Annotated in this window: 20 protein-coding genes and 1 pseudogene; 15 read left to right on the top strand and 6 right to left on the bottom strand. The window is 46.6% G+C overall.

Going from position 1 to position 22372, the window contains the following annotated elements; translation table 11 throughout:
- The first annotated feature begins 13 nt into the window (after nt 1-13).
- A complete protein-coding gene (locus C3V43_RS00540) occupies nt 14-853 on the top strand; it encodes a phosphatidate cytidylyltransferase (RefSeq protein ID WP_106068148.1) in 840 nt (279 codons plus the stop codon).
- Between the two features lie 6 nt (nt 854-859).
- On the opposite strand, the gene C3V43_RS00535 is transcribed toward C3V43_RS00540, so the two are convergent.
- From C3V43_RS00535 to surE, 3 genes are all read right to left on the bottom strand, one after another.
- Nucleotides 860-1603 (bottom strand): NigD1/NigD2 family lipoprotein, encoded by a 744-nt coding sequence (locus tag C3V43_RS00535; protein ID WP_106070381.1) that lies wholly within the window; start codon nt 1601-1603, stop codon nt 860-862.
- A gap of 125 nt (nt 1604-1728) precedes the next feature.
- The gene (gene lpxB / locus C3V43_RS00530; protein ID WP_106068147.1) at nt 1729-2877 is read right to left on the bottom strand and encodes a lipid-A-disaccharide synthase; all 1149 of its coding nucleotides are present in this window, start codon (nt 2875-2877) and stop codon (nt 1729-1731) included.
- A gap of 12 nt (nt 2878-2889) precedes the next feature.
- The gene (gene surE / locus C3V43_RS00525) at nt 2890-3657 is read right to left on the bottom strand and encodes a 5'/3'-nucleotidase SurE (protein ID WP_106068146.1); all 768 of its coding nucleotides are present in this window, start codon (nt 3655-3657) and stop codon (nt 2890-2892) included.
- 739 nt (nt 3658-4396) lie between these two features.
- Between surE and C3V43_RS00515 the strand changes: the two genes are divergently transcribed.
- From C3V43_RS00515 to C3V43_RS00495, 5 genes and pseudogenes are all read left to right on the top strand, one after another.
- A complete protein-coding gene (locus C3V43_RS00515) occupies nt 4397-5188 on the top strand; it encodes a ParA family protein (RefSeq protein ID WP_106068144.1) in 792 nt (263 codons plus the stop codon).
- An 87-nt stretch (nt 5189-5275) separates the two neighbouring features.
- Nucleotides 5276-6163, top strand: coding sequence for a ParB/RepB/Spo0J family partition protein (locus tag C3V43_RS00510; RefSeq protein ID WP_106070380.1), 888 nt, complete (start codon nt 5276-5278; stop codon nt 6161-6163).
- Nucleotides 6164-7014: pseudogene (locus C3V43_RS00505) on the top strand (DUF5683 domain-containing protein).
- Nucleotides 7015-7062: 48 nt separating this feature from the next.
- A complete protein-coding gene (locus C3V43_RS00500) occupies nt 7063-8355 on the top strand; it encodes a lytic transglycosylase domain-containing protein (RefSeq protein WP_235655867.1) in 1293 nt (430 codons plus the stop codon).
- A 71-nt stretch (nt 8356-8426) separates the two neighbouring features.
- Nucleotides 8427-10685 (top strand): RelA/SpoT family protein, encoded by a 2259-nt coding sequence (locus C3V43_RS00495; RefSeq protein WP_106068142.1) that lies wholly within the window; start codon nt 8427-8429, stop codon nt 10683-10685.
- An 86-nt stretch (nt 10686-10771) separates the two neighbouring features.
- Here the strand turns inward: C3V43_RS00495 and C3V43_RS00490 are convergent, their stop codons facing one another.
- Nucleotides 10772-11158, bottom strand: a complete 387-nt coding sequence (locus C3V43_RS00490) for a MerR family transcriptional regulator (RefSeq protein WP_106068141.1) — start codon at nt 11156-11158, stop codon at nt 10772-10774.
- A 147-nt stretch (nt 11159-11305) separates the two neighbouring features.
- Between C3V43_RS00490 and C3V43_RS00485 the strand changes: the two genes are divergently transcribed.
- From C3V43_RS00485 to C3V43_RS00450, 7 genes are all read left to right on the top strand, one after another.
- Nucleotides 11306-12256 carry a helix-turn-helix transcriptional regulator gene (locus tag C3V43_RS00485; RefSeq protein WP_106068140.1) on the top strand — a complete coding sequence of 317 codons (951 nt, stop codon included), beginning with the start codon at nt 11306-11308 and terminating at the stop codon, nt 12254-12256.
- The gene (locus tag C3V43_RS00480; RefSeq protein ID WP_106068139.1) at nt 12253-12618 is read left to right on the top strand and encodes a hypothetical protein; all 366 of its coding nucleotides are present in this window, start codon (nt 12253-12255) and stop codon (nt 12616-12618) included. The genes C3V43_RS00485 and C3V43_RS00480 overlap by 4 nt, the downstream gene beginning before the upstream one ends.
- Before the next feature lie 343 nt (nt 12619-12961).
- Nucleotides 12962-13768: a hypothetical protein gene (locus tag C3V43_RS00475; RefSeq protein ID WP_106068138.1), complete on the top strand. Its 807-nt coding sequence runs from the start codon at nt 12962-12964 to the stop codon at nt 13766-13768.
- Between the two features lie 441 nt (nt 13769-14209).
- Nucleotides 14210-14776, top strand: a complete 567-nt coding sequence (locus C3V43_RS00465) for an SH3 domain-containing protein (RefSeq protein ID WP_106068136.1) — start codon at nt 14210-14212, stop codon at nt 14774-14776.
- Nucleotides 14777-14795: 19 nt separating this feature from the next.
- On the top strand, nt 14796-15374 hold the full coding sequence (locus C3V43_RS00460; protein WP_164996201.1) for a uracil-DNA glycosylase family protein: 579 nt from the start codon (nt 14796-14798) through the stop codon (nt 15372-15374).
- A gap of 40 nt (nt 15375-15414) precedes the next feature.
- Entirely contained in the window at nt 15415-15717 is a 303-nt protein-coding gene (locus C3V43_RS00455) for a DUF4373 domain-containing protein (RefSeq protein ID WP_106068134.1), read from the top strand.
- Between the two features lie 12 nt (nt 15718-15729).
- Entirely contained in the window at nt 15730-16014 is a 285-nt protein-coding gene (locus C3V43_RS00450; RefSeq protein ID WP_106068133.1) for a hypothetical protein, read from the top strand.
- A 653-nt stretch (nt 16015-16667) separates the two neighbouring features.
- On the opposite strand, the gene C3V43_RS00445 is transcribed toward C3V43_RS00450, so the two are convergent.
- Entirely contained in the window at nt 16668-17636 is a 969-nt protein-coding gene (locus C3V43_RS00445; protein ID WP_106068132.1) for a M23 family metallopeptidase, read from the bottom strand.
- A gap of 208 nt (nt 17637-17844) precedes the next feature.
- On the opposite strand from C3V43_RS00445, the gene alaS reads away from it, so the two are divergent.
- Together alaS and C3V43_RS00435 are read left to right on the top strand one after the other, a co-directional pair.
- Entirely contained in the window at nt 17845-20463 is a 2619-nt protein-coding gene (gene alaS, locus C3V43_RS00440) for an alanine--tRNA ligase (protein WP_106068131.1), read from the top strand.
- A 45-nt stretch (nt 20464-20508) separates the two neighbouring features.
- Complete coding sequence (locus C3V43_RS00435) at nt 20509-20820, top strand: DUF4298 domain-containing protein (RefSeq protein ID WP_106068130.1); 312 nt, start codon at nt 20509-20511, stop codon at nt 20818-20820.
- Nucleotides 20821-20893: 73 nt separating this feature from the next.
- Here C3V43_RS00435 and C3V43_RS00430 read toward each other — a convergent pair whose 3' ends face one another.
- Nucleotides 20894-22312, bottom strand: a complete 1419-nt coding sequence (locus C3V43_RS00430) for an ATP-dependent DNA helicase (protein WP_106068129.1) — start codon at nt 22310-22312, stop codon at nt 20894-20896.
- Between the last annotated feature and the right edge of the window lie 60 nt (nt 22313-22372).

Here is a 22372-nt window from a genome sequence, read left to right as displayed (position 1 = left end):
AAAAGAAAGTAGCGTGAAAAACAACTTTATCCAACGTGCCGTCACCGGCGTGCTGTTCGTAACAGTATTGGTGGGCTGCATTCTTTACAGTCCCTTCTCATTCGGAATATTATTTACCATTATCAGCGCACTGAGCGTGCACGAGTTCGCCCGGTTAATCAATCAAAACGGCGAGATAAGCCTCAATAAGACCATCACCTCTTTAGGAGGAGCATACCTGTTTCTCGCATTGATGAGCTTCTGCACGCAACAGAGCGTAGGGGCACGGGTATTCCTCCCCTATCTGGCACTGTTGCTCTATCTGATGATAACGGAATTATATCTTAAGAAAAAGAACCCGACAGGTAATTGGGCATACTCCATGCTAAGCCAATTATACGTGGCATTACCTTTTGCCCTGTTGAACGTACTTGCGTTTCAAAACTCACCGGAAACAGGCAGTGTGACTTATAACCCCGTCCTTCCGTTATCTATCTTCGTCTTCATCTGGCTGAGCGATACCGGAGCTTATTGCGTAGGATCGTTAATCGGCAAACACCGCCTGTTCGAGCGTATCTCGCCCAAGAAATCGTGGGAGGGAAGCATTGGCGGCGGCGCATTCTCCATAGCCTCCTCCTTGGCTTTTGCCCATTTTTTCCCTTTCATGTCATGGTGGCAATGGGCCGGATTGGCAACAATCGTCGTCATTTTCGGTACGTGGGGAGACTTAACCGAATCGTTGATGAAACGCCAATTGGGCATCAAGGATTCCGGCAACATCTTGCCGGGACACGGTGGAATGCTCGACCGCTTCGACAGTGCACTGATGGCTATTCCGGCCGCAGTAGTCTATCTATATGCCTTGAGCATGTAAGCATTCTCATTGCAACTGCATGTCCGACAAGTCCGGAATGTTTATTTCCTTTATGTTGCTTGTCGAGCTCTTCAGATCGAATGCTATCTCCACCTTACCGTTTACTTCCGAGTGGAGTTTCAACTTGAAGCCTTTGATATCGTGAGTGATTTTCAGGCTATTCAGATTATAAGACACGGCAGCATAGGAGCGACGGCCGGTCAAGTCGTCATAATCATTGTAGCGCAGTTCCAAATGAATATAACCGTCATCGCCATATAAGTCCTCATCCTTCTGCGGACGCACCAGGCTTATGCGGTGTTTCTTCGCAGATGGCAGGTTCTGAACGAAAAAGATGTTCATATAACCGCCGCTGATGTTTATATCGCCCTTATATATCCGTACAGGGTCATTACCAAACTCCTGTTCGGTTTCGGGAGTCAGCGTTTCTACTCCTTTCGTCAGAACATTTTGCAGTTTCAGCAACTTTACGGCATGGTCGTATCCCTCGTAGTTATCCCACAAAGGGTTGAACACAGTCAGCACACGCTGCCCGTCCACGGCCTCATACCATCCAAGATCGACATTCACCGGCCAGAGGGTTCCCCACCTATCGCAATTCAGATAGAAAGCATTTCCCGTAACACGCACAGTGGCCCACAAAGGCGGAGTAAAATCACCTACCGAATATCCTTCGGAATCTCCACACGATTGCAATGACGGCATCAGCGCCAAGCATATCACCATAAATAAGCAATGTAGTTTTTTCATAATCAAAATCTTTTTCCGTTTGTTTCTGTCTGAAAAATACAAAAGCCGGGCGTTTACTGCACCGGCTTTTGTGTTTTTTATTGTTTTAACAGAATACTTCCGGCATCTGCCGTACTCTTCGCATCTCATCCTCCACGCCGTTTTTTAAGCAATGCCACCATCTTGGAGGCAGCATGCCGGGGTGCACCCGCTTTGCCCAAACGAGATGCCACATGCTCGTAACCGTCAAGCATCTGCCGTCGATATTGCTCGTCATATAGAATACTCTTCAACTCCGAGCGTATCCGTTCCACCGTCATGGTATCGGCAACCAGTTCCTTCACGACCTCACGATCAGCTATCAGGTTGACCAAAGAAATGTATTTTACTTTCAGCACATGCCTCTTCAGGAAAGCAATGATTTTCCCTATCGGGGTGTGGTAGCACACCACCTGAGGCACACGGAACAAAGCCGTCTCCAATGTTGCCGTGCCCGAAGTGACCAATGCCGCCTCGGCCTGCCGCAACAAGGGAAACGTCTTATTGAAAAGAATCTTCACATCAGCCTCTCCTACATATTGCTTATAGTATTCGGGGGAGATGCCGGGAGCACCGGCCAACACCAATTGATAATCGGGGAAAGAGACCGCCGCCCGAAGCATGTCCGGCAGGTTATCCTTGATTTCCTGTTTACGACTACCTGCCAACAAGGCAATTATCGGTTTATCGGATAGTAGGTTGACATGTGTGAAATCATCAAAAGCCTCGGAGCCGGAAGCACGGAAAGCCTCAACCTCATCTACCGTAGGATTGCCTACATAATGTATGGGATAGCGATGCTTCCCTTCAAAAAACTCCACCTCGAACGGTAGAATGGAAAACAACTCGTCCACATCCCGCTTGATATTTTTGATGCGGTATTCCTTCCACGCCCAAATCTTGGGAGAGATGTAATAGAAGACGGGAATCCGGGTATGTGCATGGACAAACTTGGCAATATTCAGATTAAAGCCCGGATAATCCACCAGAATCAGGACATCGGGCTGCCATGCCACAATATCTTCCTTACAGCGCTTCATGTTGGCAAAAATGGTGCGCAGGTGCAACAGCACAGGAACAAAGCCCATATATGCCAGCTCCTTATAATGCTTCACCATCGTACCGCCCACCGCCGCCATCAAGTCACCGCCAAAGAAACGAAATTCCGCCCGGGCATCCTCTTCTTTCAGTGCGGCCATTAAGTGGGAGGCATGCAAGTCGCCGGAAGCTTCACCAACAATCAAGTAATATTTCATAAGCAGGTCGTCTTATTGGAACCAAGTCTTCAGCTCATCCATCAACCCATAAGCCGTAGCATCTACCGTAGTCGGCGTAATGGCTACATAACCGTTCTCAAGCGCCCAATGGTCGTTCTTTTCATTGTCCGTATCCTGATTTTCGAACTCACCGGTCAGCCAGTAGTAATGCGTATCTCCCCGATGTGCAAAATTCTCCCACTCGTTTACCCATTGTCCTTTAGTCTGCTCACAAACTTTGATGCCTTTCAGTTCTTTCGTATCAGGGAAGTTGACATTCAGACACGTCAACGGAGGCAGCCCTTTCTCCAACACCCTGCGGGCTATTTCGCGGATGTACGGGCCGGCCGGCTCGAAGTCGGCATTCATCTCATGCGAACACAGCGAAAAGCCGATGGAGGGAACTCCCTTCAAGCAACCTTCGATGACCACCCCCATCGTTCCGGAATAGTGCACATTCACCGAAGAATTATCGCCATGATTGATACCCCCCACCACAAGGTCGGGCTTACGGTCAAGCACTGTGTGGAAAGCCAGTTTCACACAATCGGTCGGCGTACCGGAACATTTGTAGACCGTCACCCCCACTTCCTTGCGGAGCAAACGGTAATGGATAGGTTCCGTCACCGTAAGTGCACACGCACTGCCCGAACGCGGCGCATCCGGCGCCACCACCACTATCTCGCCCAACGGGCGGAGAAATCTAATCAACTCGCTAATGCCTTTTGCAATGATGCCATCATCATTGGAAATCAATATCAAAGGTCTCCGGTTTTCCATACTTTCAATTGTTTATGAGTGCAAAAGTAGCTAAAAAGGCAGAAAGAGACAACTCCCCGACGAGGAACTTTGAACCGGGCAACCGCTACTACGGGAAAAAACTCCTTGTATCCCGTGGAATAAAATCGCGGATGGCACACAGTAAACATGTTCTCTGCCCCGGATGAATCTCTGTACGCAGCTTGCGAACACAAAACCGCGCACTGCGGATAAATATTCGCACGGCGCGAACAAATATCTGCGCACTGCGAACAGAGATCCGGAAACAACTATAATGAAGATAGTTCCGACTATTGAAGTGTGTAAGTTAACAGTCTGGAGAAAAGTTTTGGCGGGCACTGATAAAAAAAACAAATCTTAATCTTCTGCAAGCGAGGCAAAAAGCTTTTACATTTCCATATAAAACATATATCTTTGTGTCGAAAAACCTGTTTAAATGCTGACGGCATTCCCTTAAGAAGTCTTTGAAAGCGCATATCGCTTCCTGCAAGGAGTATGGCACGGCCGTAGATTAAAAGACTTCGTGAAGGACGTACGGGAAGGCAGATACAGTATATAAACGTTTAGTTATCCAGAGGAGAAAAGCTGTTTTTGAAACAGTCGGAAACAAGAGGCGGGACATACGGTGAGTTATTAACAAAACAACCGACTTTTCAACCGATTTTGCAATCTTCCTCTTTTTTAGTTGGCACTATTCGAAAATAATCACTTATTTCGCTGCCGATAAAACATTGAGATTATGGGAAAAATTATTGCTATGGCTAATCAAAAGGGTGGCGTAGGTAAGACTACGACAACAATCAATCTGGCAGCCTCACTCGCCACTCTTGAAAAGAAAGTGCTCGTTGTAGATGCAGACCCGCAAGCCAATGCCTCTTCCGGCCTGGGTGTGGACATCAAGCAGTCGGAATGCACTATATACGAATGTATTATCGACCGTGCCAACGTGCGCGACGCCCTTCATGACACTGAAATAGATACCCTGAAGGTCATCTCCTCCCACATTAATCTGGTAGGAGCCGAGATAGAAATGCTCAATCTCAAAAATCGGGAGAAGATACTGAAAGAGGTACTCGCCCCGCTAAAAGATGAGTTTGATTATATATTGATAGACTGCTCCCCCTCTTTGGGGCTGATAACCGTCAATGCATTGACCGCCGCCGATTCCGTAATCATCCCCGTACAAGCGGAATATTTCGCATTGGAAGGTATCAGCAAACTGCTGAACACCATCAAAATCATCAAGTCGAAGTTGAATCCGACACTCGAAATCGAAGGCTTTCTGCTGACGATGTACGACTCACGTCTGCGCCAAGCCAACCAAATCTACGACGAAGTGAAACGCCACTTCCAAGAATTGGTGTTCAATACGGTAATCCAACGTAACGTAAAGTTGAGCGAAGCGCCCAGCTACGGCCTGCCCACCATCTTATACGATGCAGACTCCACCGGAGCCAAAAACCACATGGCGCTTGCCAAGGAACTGATTAATCGGAACGAGAAACCTGCGGTTACAAGCAGTAAACGATAAATTATAAATGCACCGTTTGCAATGTGGCTGCAACATCATCCGACATGATATTGTAAACAGCAAATGGTAAAATCGCAAGAAAAACAAATGGCACAGAAACGAAACGCATTAGGACGAGGTTTGGACGCCCTGCTATCTATGGACGAAGTGCAAACCGAAGGTTCCTCCTCCATCAACGAAATAGAGTTGTCGAAGATTTCCGTCAACCCTAACCAGCCTCGTCATGAATTTGACCAGACCGCACTGCAGGAGCTTGCCGACTCAATCTCCGAGATAGGCATCATCCAACCCATCACCCTGCGTAAACTGAGCGACGACGAATACCAGATTATCGCCGGCGAACGCCGTTTCCGCGCTTCGCAGCTTGCCGGGTTGAAAAGCATACCCGCTTATATACGCACAGCCGACGATGAGAACGTTATGGAAATGGCACTCATCGAAAACATACAACGCGAAGACTTGAACTCAGTGGAAATAGCTCTTGCCTATCAGCATTTGCTGGAACAATACGGCCTGACACAAGAACGCCTCAGCGAACGTGTGGGCAAGAAGCGCACCACCATTGCCAACTATCTGCGCCTGCTCAAGCTACCCGCTCCCATACAGATGGGGCTTCAAAACAAGCAGATAGACATGGGACATGCCCGAGCATTGGTGACACTCGGCGACCCGAAGCTGCAAGTAAAGATTTATGAGGAGATTCTGGAACACGGATATTCCGTGCGCAAAGTGGAAGAAATAGTCAAATCGCTGAGCGAAGGCGAAGCTGTGAAAAGCGGTAGCCGTAAGATTGCCCCCAAACGTGCCAAACTGCCCGAAGAATTCAACATGTTGAAACAGCAACTCTCAGGATTCTTCAACACAAAAGTGCAGTTCACCTGCTCGGAGAAAGGTAAAGGCAAAATAAGTATTCCGTTCAGTAACGAAGAAGAACTGGAACGCATCATCGGCATACTTGACACGCTGAAGAGATAAATGAGAAAAACAAGAAGAATATATCAGTTGACCGTCGCCCTGCTGCTTTGTTTTCTGCAAACGGCAGGGATTGCCATGTATGGTCAAGACCGCCCGCGAGCCGCTTCCAAACGGACGCACCGACTTCAGAATGATACAACAGGCATTGCGCGTCAACCCATCCATCCGCAAGCCGACAGTCTGAATATAGAGATAGCCCAACCGGAGACAATTCAACTGCCAGCCGATTCAGACAGTCTTGCCGTAGCTGACAGCCTTGCGGCCGAAAACAAAAGAAGCTGTTGGAAATGACAGCCGAACCCGACTTGAAGGTACAACCTGTTTCGACAGACAGCTTGCGAAAAGCAATCAACCCTCGAGTATGGATACCTAACCCCACCACAGCCACGTGGCTGGCTCTCGTCATCCCCGGAGGCGGACAAATCTACAATCGTAAATTCTGGAAATTACCCATCTTTTATGGCGGCTTTGCGGGTTGTGCCTATGCGCTTACTTGGAACAACAAAATGTACAAGGATTATTCGGCCGCATACAAAGACGCAGCAAACGGAAACTGGACTTCCACCAGTATCACCGACTTGTTGCCCCCCAACCACAATTATACCCAAAGCCAACTGTTGGAAGTGTTGCGGAAACGCAAAGACACCTATCGAAGATTTCGCGACCTGAGCATTTTTGCCTTCATCGGCGTATATCTGCTTTCTGTTGTCGATGCCTATGTAGACGCAGAGTTGTCCAACTTCGACATAACGCCGGACCTCAGCATGAGGGTAGAACCCGCCATAATCAACAACGGAATGATAGGTTCCTCTCAAAGAGCCGTCGGCATGCAATGCAGTTTCCGTTTCTGAAGAATAAATAAAAGCATTAATCACCCTATGACGAATAAACTCACAGATATGAAAAAAATAATCTTCGGTTTCTCCCTCTTTTCCGGTACGCTCTTTGCCACTTCTCAAGTACAGGCACAAGAAAGTGTAGAAGTTTTTGTCCGCGAGAACGGAACAGAACGCGAGGAAACCATCGAACTGCCCAAAAGCATGACTTATCCGCTGGACAGCCTGCTCAACGACTGGAAAGCTAAAAACCATATAGACTTGGGAAAAGACTGTGACACCTCCACCATCAATCCGGAGTTCAGCGACTCGGTATATATCGACCGCCTGTCACGCATCCCTGCTGTCATAGAGATGCCCTATAATGAAATTGTACGTAAATTCATCGACATGTATGCCGGACGCCTGCGCAATCAGGTGGCTTTCATGCTAAGCGCCTGCAACTTCTACATGCCCATCTTCGAGGAAGCATTGGATACCTATGGCCTTCCGCTTGAGCTGAAATACCTGCCCATCATAGAATCGGCTCTAAATCCTTCGGCCGTGTCCCGTGCCGGCGCTTGCGGATTATGGCAATTCATGCTTGCCACAGGAAAATTGTATGGTTTGGAAAGCAACAGCCTCGTAGATGAACGCCGCGACCCGATAAAAGCTACATGGGCTGCCGCGCGTTACCTGAAAGATATGTACGACATCTATAAAGATTGGAATCTGGTGATTGCCGCCTATAACTGTGGCCCCGGCACTATCAACAAAGCCATTCGTCGTGCCGGCGGAAAAACTGATTATTGGGAGATTTACAACTACCTGCCCAAAGAGACACGCGGATATGTGCCGGCTTTCATTGCGGCCAATTACGTCATGACTTATTACTGCAAGCACAACATTTGCCCCATGGAAACCAATATACCGAACGCCACAGACACCGTGCAAGTAAACCGCAACCTGCATTTCGAGCAGATTGCCGATATCTGTGGCATTGATATGGACCAGATAAAGAGTTTGAATCCGCAATTCACAAGAAACATAATTCCCGGAGAAAGCAAGCCCCAAACACTCCGTCTTCCCATCACCCATATCAGTACATTTATCGATAAACAAGATACAATCTACGCCCACCGCAGCAACGAACTGTTCAAAAACCGTAAAGTAATAGCCATTGCAGATACGCGTCCGGCAACACGCAACAGCAGAAACAGCACGGCAGGCAATGCCACCTACCACAAAATCCGCAATGGCGAAACATTATCGACCATTGCACGAAAATACGGCGTTACCGTCAATCAGTTGAAAAGTTGGAACGGATTGCACAGCACCCGAATATCGGCAGGAAAGCGTCTGAAGATTTATAAATAGAAAGGCAAAAACTTGTCCGGTATTGAAAAATGCTTATTTTTGCAGAAAGTGAAGAAAGGAGAAAGCAGTATATGGAAGAAAACATAAGCCAGAAGGGGAAGGAGATGGCTGAAGAAGAAATGATTGAACAGGCATTCCAAGAACTGTTGAACGACTATTTGGCAACCAAGCACCGCAAACGTGTAGAAATAATAACCAAAGCATTCAATTTTGCCAATCAGGCGCACAAAGGCATCAAGCGCCGTTCGGGCGAGCCTTACATCATGCACCCCATTGCCGTGGCAAAAATTGTCTGTAATGAAATAGGATTAGGCTCTACCTCCATCTGCTCGGCCTTGCTGCACGATGTGGTAGAAGACACCGACTATACCGTAGAAGACATTGAAAACATCTTCGGACCTAAAATAGCACAGATTGTAGACGGGCTTACCAAAATCTCCGGTGGCATCTTCGGCGACCGCGCTTCGGCACAAGCCGAGAACTTCAAGAAGCTGCTGCTCACCATGTCCGACGATGTGCGGGTTATTCTCATCAAGATAGCCGACCGGCTGCATAACATGCGCACGCTCGGCTCCATGCTTCCCAATAAGCAGTTTAAGATTGCAGGCGAAACGCTCTACATCTACGCTCCCCTCGCCAACCGCCTCGGTTTGTATAAAATCAAGACCGAACTGGAGAACCTGAGTTTCAAGTATGAGCATCCGGAAGAATATCACGAAATAGAAGAGAAACTTGAAGCAACTGCCGTTGAGCGCGACAGAGTGTTCAACGAATTTACGACCCCGATACGTGCGCAATTGGACAAAATGGGTCTGAAATATCGCATCCTCGCACGTATCAAGTCCATCTATTCCATCTGGAATAAAATGCAGACCAAGCATGTTCCTTTTGAAGAAATCTATGACCTGCTTGCCGTTCGTATCATTTTCGAGCCACGCAACATCGAAGAAGAACTGAACGATTGTTTCGACATCTATGTCTCCATATCCAAGATATATAAACCTCATCCCGATCGCCTGCGCGATTGGGTAAGCCATCCGAAGGCCAACGGATACCAAGCGCTGCACGTCACCCTTATGGGCAATAACGGACAGTGGATAGAGGTGCAAATCCGTAGCGAACGCATGAACGACGTTGCCGAACAGGGATTTGCCGCCCATTGGAAATACAAAGAAGGCGGAGGCAGCGAAGATGAAGGCGAATTGGAAAAGTGGCTACGCACCATCAAAGAGATTCTGGATGACCCGCAACCGGACGCCATAGACTTTCTCGACACCATCAAGCTCAATCTCTTTGCATCGGAAATATTTGTATTCACCCCGAAGGGAGATATAAAAACCATGCCGCAGAACTCTACGGCATTGGACTTTGCTTTCTCTCTGCACACCGATATAGGCAGCCACAGCATCGGCGCCAAGGTGAACCACAAGCTGGTTCCTCTAAGCCACAAACTGCAAAGCGGCGACCAAGTAGAGATATTGACCTCCAAATCGCAGCGCGTACAACCGGAATGGGAAATGTATGCCACCACAGCCCGTGCGCGTACAAAGATTGCAACAATCCTACGAAAAGAGGCTAAAACTTATCAAAAAGAAGGAGAAACCATCTTAAATGACTTCTTCAAGAATGAAGATATCCGTGTGGATGAAATCCTGCTGGACAAACTGACCAAGTTGCACAAATTCCACACCCACGACGAATTGCTCGTTGCCATCGGTAACAAAAGAATCGTGCTGGGTGATGCCGACAAGAATATCGCAAAGGAAAAACAAGGCAGCAACTGGAAAAAGTTCCTGAGTTTCTCATTCGGCAACAAAGAAAACAAAGACGAGAAGGAACAACCGAAAGAGAAACTCCCTCAAGAGAAAATCAATACCAAGCAAATTCTGAAGCTGACGGAAGAGACTATCTCGAAAAATTATATCATGGCTCCTTGCTGTCATCCCATCCCCGGCGACGATGTGCTGGGATATATAGACGACCAGAACCGGGTTGTCATACATAAGCGTCAATGCCCTGTTGCCTCACGCCTCAAGAGCAGCTACGGCAATCGCATCATCGCAACCGAATGGGACACGCATAAGGACCTTTCTTTCCTCGTCACCATCTATCTGAAAGGGATAGACAGCATGGGACTGCTGAACGAAGTGACCCAAGTCATATCGCGCCAACTGAACGTAAATATCCGTAAGCTCTCCATTGAAACAGACGACGGCATCTTTGAGGGAAAGATACAACTCTATGTACATGATGTGGATGACGTGCGTACCATCTGCAACAACCTGAAACAGATACAGAATATCAAGCAAGTGACAAGGATAGAAGACTGATATAGCTTGCTAAAAATGGGTACTGAATATAAGGATGTTACACTTGTACAAGCGTAAGTTCTCACTTGTACAAATGCAAAAAACGACTATTGTTTCTGTATTTCTTCCTTCAGTTTTTCCACATCCTCATAGGTGAAAGCATTCAACGCATCGCGCATGCCTATCAGTTCCTCGCGGATGGACTTAAGTCTTTCTACGATTTCAAAAGTACGCACGGTTGCCTCCTTGTTGTCTTTCATCCTCTGGCGGGCGCCGGACAGAGTCATGCCCCGTTCTTTCACCAAATGATAAATAAGCTTCAACGTTTCTATATCTTCTTTGCGATACTGACGTATGCTACGCCCTCCTTTCTTGGGCTTGAGCTGTGGAAACTCTTTTTCCCAAAAACGGAGCAGCGATTCGTTGACATCGAACATGGCAGCCACCTCGCCGATGGAATAATACAATTTCAGGTTCTTATCGGTGTTCAACATACCGGCATCATCTTTTAAGTAAGTACAAAATTAGACTTCTTTTTCCAAATTACCGCACAATGAGGCAGATAAGTGACAAGTTTTTGTTTCAGCGACATGTTTTGTCGCTCAGGGATGTTATCTTTGCTTATAGAAATCCAATAAGATATGGGCAGAAAAATAGAAGGATTGCAACGCATGTTGGTCATCATCAACAAGCTGAAAGGGCTACAAAAATATGTGCCGCGCGAAGAGTTGGAAAACTATGTAACGCTCCGCATGGAGGAACGGGATGGTACACCTGTGGATATCAGGACACTGCAACGGGATTTCAACGAGATTGAGACGCTGTTCGGCATTCGTATCTGTTTTGACAAGAAACGAAACGGCTACCATATCAACGAAGAGGATGACTTGAAGAAAGAACAATATGAACGGCTTTTGCTGAACTTCGATTTGCTGAACGCCATCGACAGCACCTCCAACCTACACACTTTTGTATTGGCAGAGCATCATCGCCCTTCGGACAGCGGATGCCTACCGTTATTGATAAAAGCCATCAAGTTTTCCCATCCGGTAACTTTCGACTACGCCTACATACGCGAAGAGGGTAAGATACGTCCGAAGAAAGTGCTACCCCATTACTTAAAGGAAGACCAGCAAAGATGGTATCTCCTTGCCTACGACAAAGGTACGTTGAAAACATTCAACATAGATTGCATCCGCAGTCTTAGGATGCACAATGAAGAGACCTTCACGAGGAATATGAATATCGATGTGAGCAGTCTGTTCAGAGACAGCTACGGCATTTGGAATCAAACGGATATCCCGGTAGAAGACATCGAGCTGAGTTATAATGCGTTGGACGGTAGTTTCCTGAAGTCCATTCCCCTGCACCACTCTCAAGAAATCATTACCGATAATGAAGAAGAGTTCCGCATCAGGCTACGCCTCCGCATCACCAACGACTTTGTGATGGCTCTGCTCTCGCGCAGCAACTCATTGACGGTAATCAAACCACAGCACCTGCGAGAGCGCATACGAAACATTTATGAAGAAGCATTGAGAAGAAACAGCGGAAGCAATGAACCAGCAGATAAAGAAAGGAGTGAAAGATGAGCAAGAAGCCTATAAATAAGACCTTTCTATTGAAAGCGGTATGCGTTTCGGTTCTCATGGCCACTCTTGCTTATTTCAGCTTTCAAAATCAGATGGCACAGAAACGGTCGGAAATGGAACTTGAGCTAAACGCCTCGCCACCTCAGCGGGATTTTGGCTACAAGCCATATCCCACGCCGTCCTCATCATTCAAAAGACAGGATGATGCTTCTCTTAGAAAGAACAATGCCCACGACTTCGACGCACACCTGGACGACTATCTTTCTGACCCGGAAGATGAGCTTACTTATCCGCCGGAAATCTTCGACGCCCGGATTGATGACAACGAGGAGGATATTATAGAGAACGAGATTGATTATTGAAAAAAAACAATACCCCGGAGTGTTATGTAACAAATTTTATCTATATTTGTACTGTTGTATAAGCAATTATATGACGAGACATAATTATTAGATGAAAGTGTTTGCTTTTATCCTTATTCGGGAAATCTGGTAAATTTCAAAAGGAACAGGGATAGCAATAACACTCATCACTTGTATTCCTATCATGCGTATTCACACGCATATACATACAAGTGTGGGGTATTGTTTATTTGTTCCTTAGGCTTACCAGAGCCTCCCGATAGATAAACATATTGACTCCACACTTTCTTTTTTATAACCAAATGCCATTCCGGAGTCATAATGGCATATATCTACCATAACCATGAAAGTTGAAATACCCAATAGCCCAATCGGGATAAAGGTTCTTTTATCTAAAATAATAGGAGTAAAGAAATATAAATTCCCCTATGCGTTGCAGACAACCTTAGCAGGTTTGTTTCTTATTTGTTGGATTCTTGCTTTCTTAAACCTATTAGGGATTTCTTTCAAAAGCAGTAAGAAAACTGCATATCACATAAATAAAAAAAACACTACAACTTCTCTAATTACTCCCCAAAGTATACCTATCAAGAAAGAGAGGATTGAAGAGAAAGAAATAGAGAAAATAGAGAAAACAGAGATAAGGATAGAGAATAAAGAAAACAAAAAACAATATCAAGAAATAGTTACTTGGCAAGGGAATAATATTTATGGAAATTACTGTTCTTACACTCTGCAAGAAAATGTCACAGATGGAACGTTCAAATTAAAAGAGAACAACACTAACACTACATTTGAATGCACCAAATATACCATTAGGAAGGCAACAGAATATTATCTATTCGACCCTGATATAGCAGATATAAATACTAATCTTGCATGTTTTAACCTTAAGAAAGGAACATCAATATACATCATACATAATTTTGACTATGACTCTGTCCAACAAGAAAGCATGGATGGGATATTAGTAATTTTTTCTAGAAATAATGCACGAATATATCTTGACATACTTATCAATGGGACTGCTTATTATTGTAATAATGGGAATCCTCCCATTAGCCGTCTCAATAAAAACGGTGTTTTGGAACATTATAATCATGATGGATCAAATGAACCTGCATACGAATGTTATGCCAAACTTCATTAACAGCAACACTACTACAACTATTAATATTGATAGAAAATGAATAATAAAGATAAACAAGAGGAACTTACGGAATATGAAAAAGCCCAACTAGAATACATGAAAGGAAAAGTGCAGGTTTTACAAGGCTGTGCGGGATGTATGATAATCCCCTGCATCCTCTTTATCCTATTTTGTATTTTGCTTTTAGTTGCTATACTTACTTCTCCATCAACGAATTAGCAAAAAAATGAATTACTATATCATAAGACATAAGAATCAGCATCTTAGTTTCATAAAGGGAGTGAAGTCCCTCCAAGGAAGGAGGGCAAGATTTGTTTTTGTAGGAAAATCATAAGATTACTTTAATGCATCGCTAATAACATTAAATTTCCTGTTTTACCATTCCTCAATATGTTAAGTTTTTAATTTTCATAGATATATACAAACTAATTTAATACGAATATGGAAAAAGATTTTATAAAAGAAAAAGTGAAGAATCCCGTGGTTGAATGCCCTTTCTGTCATAAACCTATTGAGGCGCCTCTAAAACCCGATATTATTTTTAAATGTCCACAATGCCAGAAAGAACTTATTACTTATGATAAAGAACAAGAGTTCTTGCGAGAGCAAAAAGCCATCGCAGCAAAAAAAGCAAAACAACAAAAAAAAGCAAAGCAGAACAAACTAATCCTAAAATGGGGAAGCATTGCTGCTTGCATAATATTACTTGCATATTTTTTCCATATTGACAGTCCAGATATGCAAGCAGTCTATATAGTCGCTAAAGACTACCGCGCTGCCATTAACGAAGAAGTAGAAAAAGAATTGGTGAAAGCAGCTCGAGATCACGATAATTTGAGAACTGTAGAACTTATAGGCAGCTATACTATTGATCTTAAACGAGGAGATCAAGTAAAAATCACAGGAGATGTTGTAAGAGGACTACCCGGTTATTATAAGATACAAAGGCAATCAGATGGAGCATCTGGCATCATTCCCCAAAATTATCTGAAAAAACAAGAAAAATAATCCATAAATCATGATAAGTATGAAAGAAGCGACATTAAAACCATTTGTGAGAGAGAATCTGGATATTCTTTTTGTGGGTTTGAACCCCGCAACCATATCCAATCAAAAGGGGCACTATTTTTCGGTCAAACAATCCTTATGGAATCAGTTGTACAGAAGTGGATTGATTTTAAAAGAAGTCAGTAAAGAAACTGCCGACGAACAAATATTTGGAGACACAGCTCTCAACATAAACCAATGCAATTTCGGCATCACAGATTTAGTCACCAACATCGCAGATAGTAATAGCAAAAAAATCAAGCCTACTGAAAACGAGTGTATGCAATTAGAAAAAAACATCTCAACGTATCAACCCAAGATGGTCATCATTTTGCATAGCAAGGTCATAAAGCATTTTGTTACAAAACATTTGAAGTTGAAGAAAATCCCGGCAAATTCAGGCAATATGGGTAAACTGCTTGCAAACTGCGACACAATATTTTACAATATAGCTTTCCCTCACGGCAATTCAATCCCCGATGAGGAAAAAATAAAGAGGTTAAAGAACTTATCTCAAAATAATACCGTCCACGACCGAAATATCGAACGTAACGACTAACCGATAAAGACGTAACTATACGTCAGTTCGGGATAAGAAAATGGTAATAAAAGTTGGAAATTTCGCTTATTTTGAGTTTAAACATCGCTTCAATCTGAGCCGCGACAGCAGGCTCTACAAACTCATCGACGAAGAGGGGGCACGGGACTACGGCAGCTACCTCTTCATCCTCGAACAGCTTTACAGTCAGGAGTCCGGCAGGCTTTTCATCGGGCAACTGAAACTGATACGGCAGAAAGGGTTCCCGCAGGCTTACCTCGAAAAAATAGTCCGGAACGACGGTTTGTTCATCATCAAGGACGATATGTTTTCATCGGCCATCGACTATTTGGGCACTTCGTGAAAGAAAGCGGAAGTGTCAAAGAAAAATACTATCGAGGGAGGAGCGGAAGAAGAGGAGGTGATGACGGATAGGATGAAGGTTGCCGAAGATACAGGGACGATGCCCGAAGAGACAGGGCCGGTTGCCGAAGAAGCAAGCCCGCTTGTAGAAGAGGACGGGGATTTTCAGGCGGCAACTCCTCCTGCCAATGCTGCGAAAGTGTCCGAAGCTTGCGCGGCGACTCCGGACGAACTTGTAGCCGGCTGCCTGCCGGCTCGTAGTCGGCAAGCAGTCCGAAAAGAGGCAAAAGCGGGATAACAAGCAGTTCCTTAGAGAGTTACTACACCGACCTCCCCTCGCGCGCGCGAAAGAAGAAAAGAATAGAGAAGAAAAGAATAGAAAATACCTCCTCCATATAATTCCTCCTCTTAAGGTGGAGGAGGTGGAGAAACGCCACACCGCATGCGCCATAACGTGAGGGCGCAACGGGTGCGAGGTGTGAGATTGCAGACGGTGAAGTGCGGGGTTACGGAAGCCGAAGTGCGGGCTTACGGGTGAGGAAGTGCGGAGTTGCGGACGATGCATCCGGTTTGTTCTCAAAATTGATTTATAGCCATAACGTTACAAAAAATAAGCGAGATTACCAACTTCTATTACCTTTTTCTTATCCCGAACTGACGTAACTATGAGCAGAATGCGAGTTTCACCTTTTTCCATAGGGTGAAACTTTGTTTCCCACTACGACTGAAGCTATTTCACTCGTAATGGGAAGTGCCTTCAGAATATAAGGGAAGAGAGGAATGCTTATTTTCTTGCCGATCAGTCTTCAAAACGAAAGTTATATGACATCGTTTTATCAGAGCACAAGCCGCTCTACCAATCCACGGCAGAGTGATTCATTTCAATAAATATATTTTATAAAGGCGGATCAGGGAATACTGTTTGGAAAATACAAGTCCGGGGAGAGTAAATCAATCCAGCATCTTCCCGTGGTTCTCGGCAATTTGAATCATACGGTCGTAATCTTCGGCGCTGAGGTCCATGAAGTAGTAATTGACGGGATTCACTACCTGCCCTTTCACATGCACCTCGTAGTGAAGGTGAGGGCCGGTACTCTTTCCCGTATTACCCACGCCGCCAATCACTTCGCCGCGCACCACACGCTTGCCGAGCTTCGTACGGAAGTCTCGAAGATGGGCATACCACGTCCGGTAGCCGAATCCGTGGTCGATGATAATGGTGTTGCCATAGCCGGTTTCCCAACCCATCTTCACCACGGTTCCGTTGCCTGTGGCATAGACGTCCGTACCGGAATTGGCAGAGAAATCCATGCCCGAATGAAAACGGGGCGTACCATAAATGGGGTCGATGCGCATGCCGTAGCCTGATGCCGTCTGCTTCAAATTCTTATTGGAAACGGGCTGGATAGCAGGAATGCACTTCAACATCTCGTCGTGATTCTTGCACATCTCCACCACATCGTCAAAAGAGTTCGACTGGATATAGAGTTGCTTGGCCAGCATGTCCAGCTTCTGCGTGGTGTTGATGACCAAATCCGCATCGGCCAGTTCCATCAGATGCTCATAACGGTTGGTTCCCCCATATCCGGCCTTGCGGATGGCAGAGGGGATGGGATCGGCCTGAAAGATGACACGATACAGGTTGTCATCACGCTGCTGTATATCCTGAAGTACGCCCATCGCCTCGTCCAGACGTGCCTCAAGCACATTGTATTGTGCACGCAGCTTGCTGTTTTCTTTCCTCAGTTCCTTCTCGGAAGGTGAACCGAAAATCAAAAGCAACAACAAAAAGCTGCCCGCACCCAGCCCCATGCCGATGAACAAACGGCGGAGGATGCTCAACGCCCGCTGCCGGACAGTGGGGTAAATACGGTCATACGTCTGTGTCTGCGGATTATAAATGTAGTAAACTTTGCGCATCTTAGGAAATATTTCGCTTGTCAATACGGCAAAAGTAATAAAAACAAGCTATCTTTGCACCGTTTTTTCAAGAATTATAAGATTTATGGTTTATGTTTTATGATTTATAGGAATATGGCAAAAAGAATTGATTGCCACCATTCAGGCAAATCATACAACGAAGGAATCATAAATTACAAACCGTAAATAAAAATCATAAATAAGACGTATGTTGACTGCAAATGAAATCAGAGACTCCTTCAAGAGTTTCTTTGAAAGCAAAGGACACCAGATTGTGCCTTCGGCTCCGATGGTGATTAAGGACGACCCCACACTGATGTTCACCAACGCGGGAATGAACCAGTTTAAGGACATTATCTTGGGGAATCAGCCGGCAAAACACAAAAGAGTGGCCGACTCGCAAAAGTGTCTTCGCGTCAGCGGAAAACACAACGACTTGGAAGAAGTGGGACACGACACCTACCACCACACCATGTTCGAGATGCTGGGCAACTGGTCGTTCGGCGACTATTTCAAGAAAGAGGCTATCTCTTGGGCATGGGAGTATCTGGTAGATGTGTTGAAAATCGACCCTAAGAACCTTTACGCCACCGTATTCGAGGGCAGTCCCGAAGAAGGGCTGGAACGCGATAACGAAGCGGCTTCCTATTGGGAGCAGTTCTTGCCGAAAGACCACATCCTTAACGGAAACAAGCACGACAATTTCTGGGAGATGGGTGATACAGGGCCATGTGGTCCGTGCTCGGAGATTCACATCGACTCGCGCTCCGAAGAAGAGAAAGCCAAAGTGCCCGGAAACCAATTGGTAAACAAAGACCATCCGCAGGTTATCGAGATATGGAATCTGGTGTTCATGCAGTTCAACCGCAAAGCCGACGGCAGCCTCGAAGGACTTCCCGCCAAGGTGATCGATACCGGCATGGGCTTCGAACGTCTGGTACGCACCTTGCAAGGTAAAACCTCCAATTACGACACCGACATCTTTCAACCGATACTGGCGGCCATTGCCGGCATGACCGGAAAGAAGTATGGCGAAGACGAGAAATCGGACATTGCCATGCGTGTCATTGCCGACCATATCCGCACCATCGCTTTCTCCGTGACAGACGGACAGTTGCCGAGCAATGCAAAAGCCGGCTACGTCATCCGCCGTATTCTCCGCCGTGCCGTACGCTACGGATACACGTTCCTCGACCAGAAACAGGCGTTCATGTACAAGCTCCTCCCCATACTGATAGAGAACATGGGTGCCGCCTATCCGGAGCTGAGTGCACAGAAAGACCTGATAACCAAAGTTATCAAGGAGGAAGAAGATTCCTTCCTGCGCACATTGGAGACGGGTATCCGTCTGCTCGAAAAGACCATGGCGGATGCCAAAGCTGCCGGCAAAACCGAAATCAGCGGCAAAGACGCCTTTACGTTATACGACACTTTCGGTTTCCCGCTCGACCTGACGGAACTGATTCTCCGCGAAAACGGAATGACTGCCGACCTCAAGGAGTTTGATGCCGAAATGCAACAGCAGAAACAGCGTGCCCGCAATGCGGCAACCGTAGAAACCGGCGACTGGATTGTCCTGAAAGAGGGTACCAGCGAATTTGTGGGTTACGACTATACCGAATACGAAACCTCCATCCTGCGCTACCGTCAGGTGAGGCAGAAAAACCAGACGCTGTATCAGATTGTGCTGGACAAAACTCCGTTTTATGCCGAAAGCGGCGGTCAGGTAGGCGACACCGGCGTATTGGTGAGCGAATTCGAGACCATCGAGATAATCGACACCAAAAAAGAAAACAACCTGCCCATCCATATCGCCAAGAAACTGCCCGAACACCTCGAAGCACCGATGATGGCTTGTGTGGATGCCGATAAACGTGCCGCCTGCGCAGCCAACCACTCGTGCACGCACTTGCTGGACGAGGCGCTCCGCAGCGTACTGGGCGACCACGTGGAGCAAAAAGGTTCTTTGGTTACGCCGGACTCCCTGCGTTTCGACTTCTCGCACTTCCAGAAGGTAACAGACGAACAGCTCCGTGAAGTAGAGCATTTGGTGAATGCCAAGATTCGCGCCAACATCCCCTTGACGGAATATCGCAGCATACCCATCGAAGAAGCCAAAGAGCTGGGCGCCATCGCCCTCTTCGGCGAGAAATACGGCGACCGTGTGCGTGTCATCCGCTTCGGCTCGTCCATCGAGTTCTGCGGCGGTACTCATGTATCCGCCACCGGTAACATCGGCATGGTGAAGATTATCAGCGAAAGTTCGGTTGCTGCCGGTGTGCGCCGCATCGAGGCCTACACAGGTGCGCGCGTAGAAGAGCTGATGAATACCATTGAAGATACATTGCGAGACCTCAAAGCCCTATTCAACAATGCCCCCGACCTTGCCGGAACCATCCGCAAGTATCTGGACGAGAATGCCGGGTTGAAGAAACAGGTGGAAGACTTCATGAAAGAAAAAGAAGCACAACTGAAAGAAAGGTTGCTGAAGAATGTACAGGAGGTTCACGGTGTCAAGGTCATCAAATGCTGTGCTCCGCTCCCTGCAGAAACGGTGAAGAACATCGCTTTCCAGTTGCGCGGTCAGATTACGGAAAACCTCTTCTTCGTGGCCGGAACAGAAAGCGAAGGCAAACCGATGCTGACCGTGATGCTGAGCGACGATCTTGTGGCCGGCGGTCTGAAAGCCGGAAACCTTGTGAAAGAAGCCGCCAAACTGATTCAAGGAGGCGGTGGCGGTCAGCCCCACTTCGCAACAGCCGGCGGCAAGAACCCGGACGGATTGAATGCCGCAGTAGACAAGGTGCTGGAATTGGCCGGACTGTAAAAAGCCCGCTTTCCGGGTAAATGAACCAAAACGGAGAAGAAGAAGATGGAAAAGGAAGACTTCAAGCACGTCTCGCAAATGGAGAGCTTCTTGGACAGGCATTCGGCTCTGCTGGAACAAATGAGCGACTTGTTGGAACGCTTCGACAAGAGTCAGGAAGAATACAAGCAACTGCGCGAATACTACCACAGCGAGCAATACCTGATTGACGTACAGCAAGCCGACCGTGGCAAAATACCCGCCGGCGTCAAATGCGGCGTACTATCGGAAGATGCCGTCTACAATATGATTGGCGATAATTACGACACCGCCGTACGCATGTTGGAAGTTGCCACCGGAATCTTAAAAGCGCATTGATGTGCATTCCGCATACAGCGACAAAGGCCACTCAAAGCAGAGTAGCCTTTGTTGTTTTCCTACATACCGATGATTATAGAATCTGCTCTTTCGGATAGTTCACCAGATAAAGTGTTCCCGTAGCCCGTGTAAAGGCGGTATAAAGCCAACGAAAATAGTCGGGTGTCAAAAGGTCGTCCGTCATATAGCCCTGATCAAGAAAAACATTTTTCCATTGCCCACCCTGCGCCTTATGGCACGTCACGGCATAAGCATACTTCACTTGCAGGGCATTGTAATAAGGATCGGCCTTCATTTTCTTCATTCGTTCGCGTTTGGAAGAGACGTCGGAATAGTCTTCGAGAACGGCATAAAAAAGACGGTCGTTATCGGCCTTTGGCAGAGCAGGCGCATCGGTGTGCAAGGTATCCAACAAGAGGTTTACCTCCAATTCAAAGTCGTCGCGGTCGGGAAACGACAACGTGACATCGGCAAAACGGAAACCGTACATCTCACGCGTGCGGCGCATGCGACGTACCACAGCCGTCTCGCCGTTGGCAATGAAATCCATCTCCTTCTCCTTCCCCGTCCAAAAATAGTTGTTCTTCGCCACCATCAGCAAATCGCCCGTATTCAGTTCATCCTCCCTCCAAAGTACCTGTGCACGGATGCCGTTGTTATAGATGTTTGCCCGCTTGTTGCTGCGGCATATCACGATGGTCTCGTCCGGCCCGTCACAATCGTAACAACTACTCAGTTCGTCTATCAATTCATTGCCGGGCAGCACTTTGATATCGGCAAATCCGGTAATCCTGATCTTAGGCAGACTGTAACAACTCTCCTCCGCTATCAGTTGCCGCAATCGGGTGGCATTCCACAAGATACCCGACTGCCGTTCCTGACGCACCACCTGTGTCAAATCAGCTTCCAGCACTTCCAGTCCATAGCCTTTCAGGATATCGGCAAACAAAGCCGGGCTCTGCTCTTCGCCCACCGGCGGAAGCTGTGCCGTGTCGCCCATCAGCAACAAGCGACAACCCTGACCGGAATAGACAAACTGCACCAAGTCGTCCAGCAACCTGCCTGTGCCGAACATAGACCCGGACAAACCTTCATTGGAAATCATCGACGCCTCGTCTACCACATACAACGTATGGGTTGTCAAATTATCGTTCACCGAAAAGTTGTTCATCTCGTTGGAAAAAGACTGCTGCCTGTATATCTTTTTATGGATAGTGAATGCCGGATGCTGCGCATAAGCCGAAAAGACCTTTGCCGCCCGCCCCGTCGGTGCCAGCAATACCGATTTCTGCTGTAACTTATCCAACGTCCGCACCAAAGCGGCAACCAACGATGTCTTACCTGTTCCGGCATAACCTCGAAGCAGAAAAACCGCTTCGTTACGGGGCGCCAGCAGGAACTCCGACAAAGATTTTAGCGCAAATTCCTGCTCCGGTGTTGGTTGGTAAGGAAAATTTTCCTTAATTTGCCTTTCTAAATAGTTATTTATCATTTTTGTAACAGAAAAAAGTAAAGGGAACCATCGTTTTTAAATTAATTTCTTTTATTTTTG

It is taken from the genome of Prevotella heparinolytica (assembly GCF_002998535.1).
GTDB lineage: Bacteria > Bacteroidota > Bacteroidia > Bacteroidales > Bacteroidaceae > Bacteroides > Bacteroides heparinolyticus.
The sequence above is the reverse complement of the archived record's forward strand: the minus strand, read 5'-3'. Positions and strand labels throughout refer to the sequence as shown.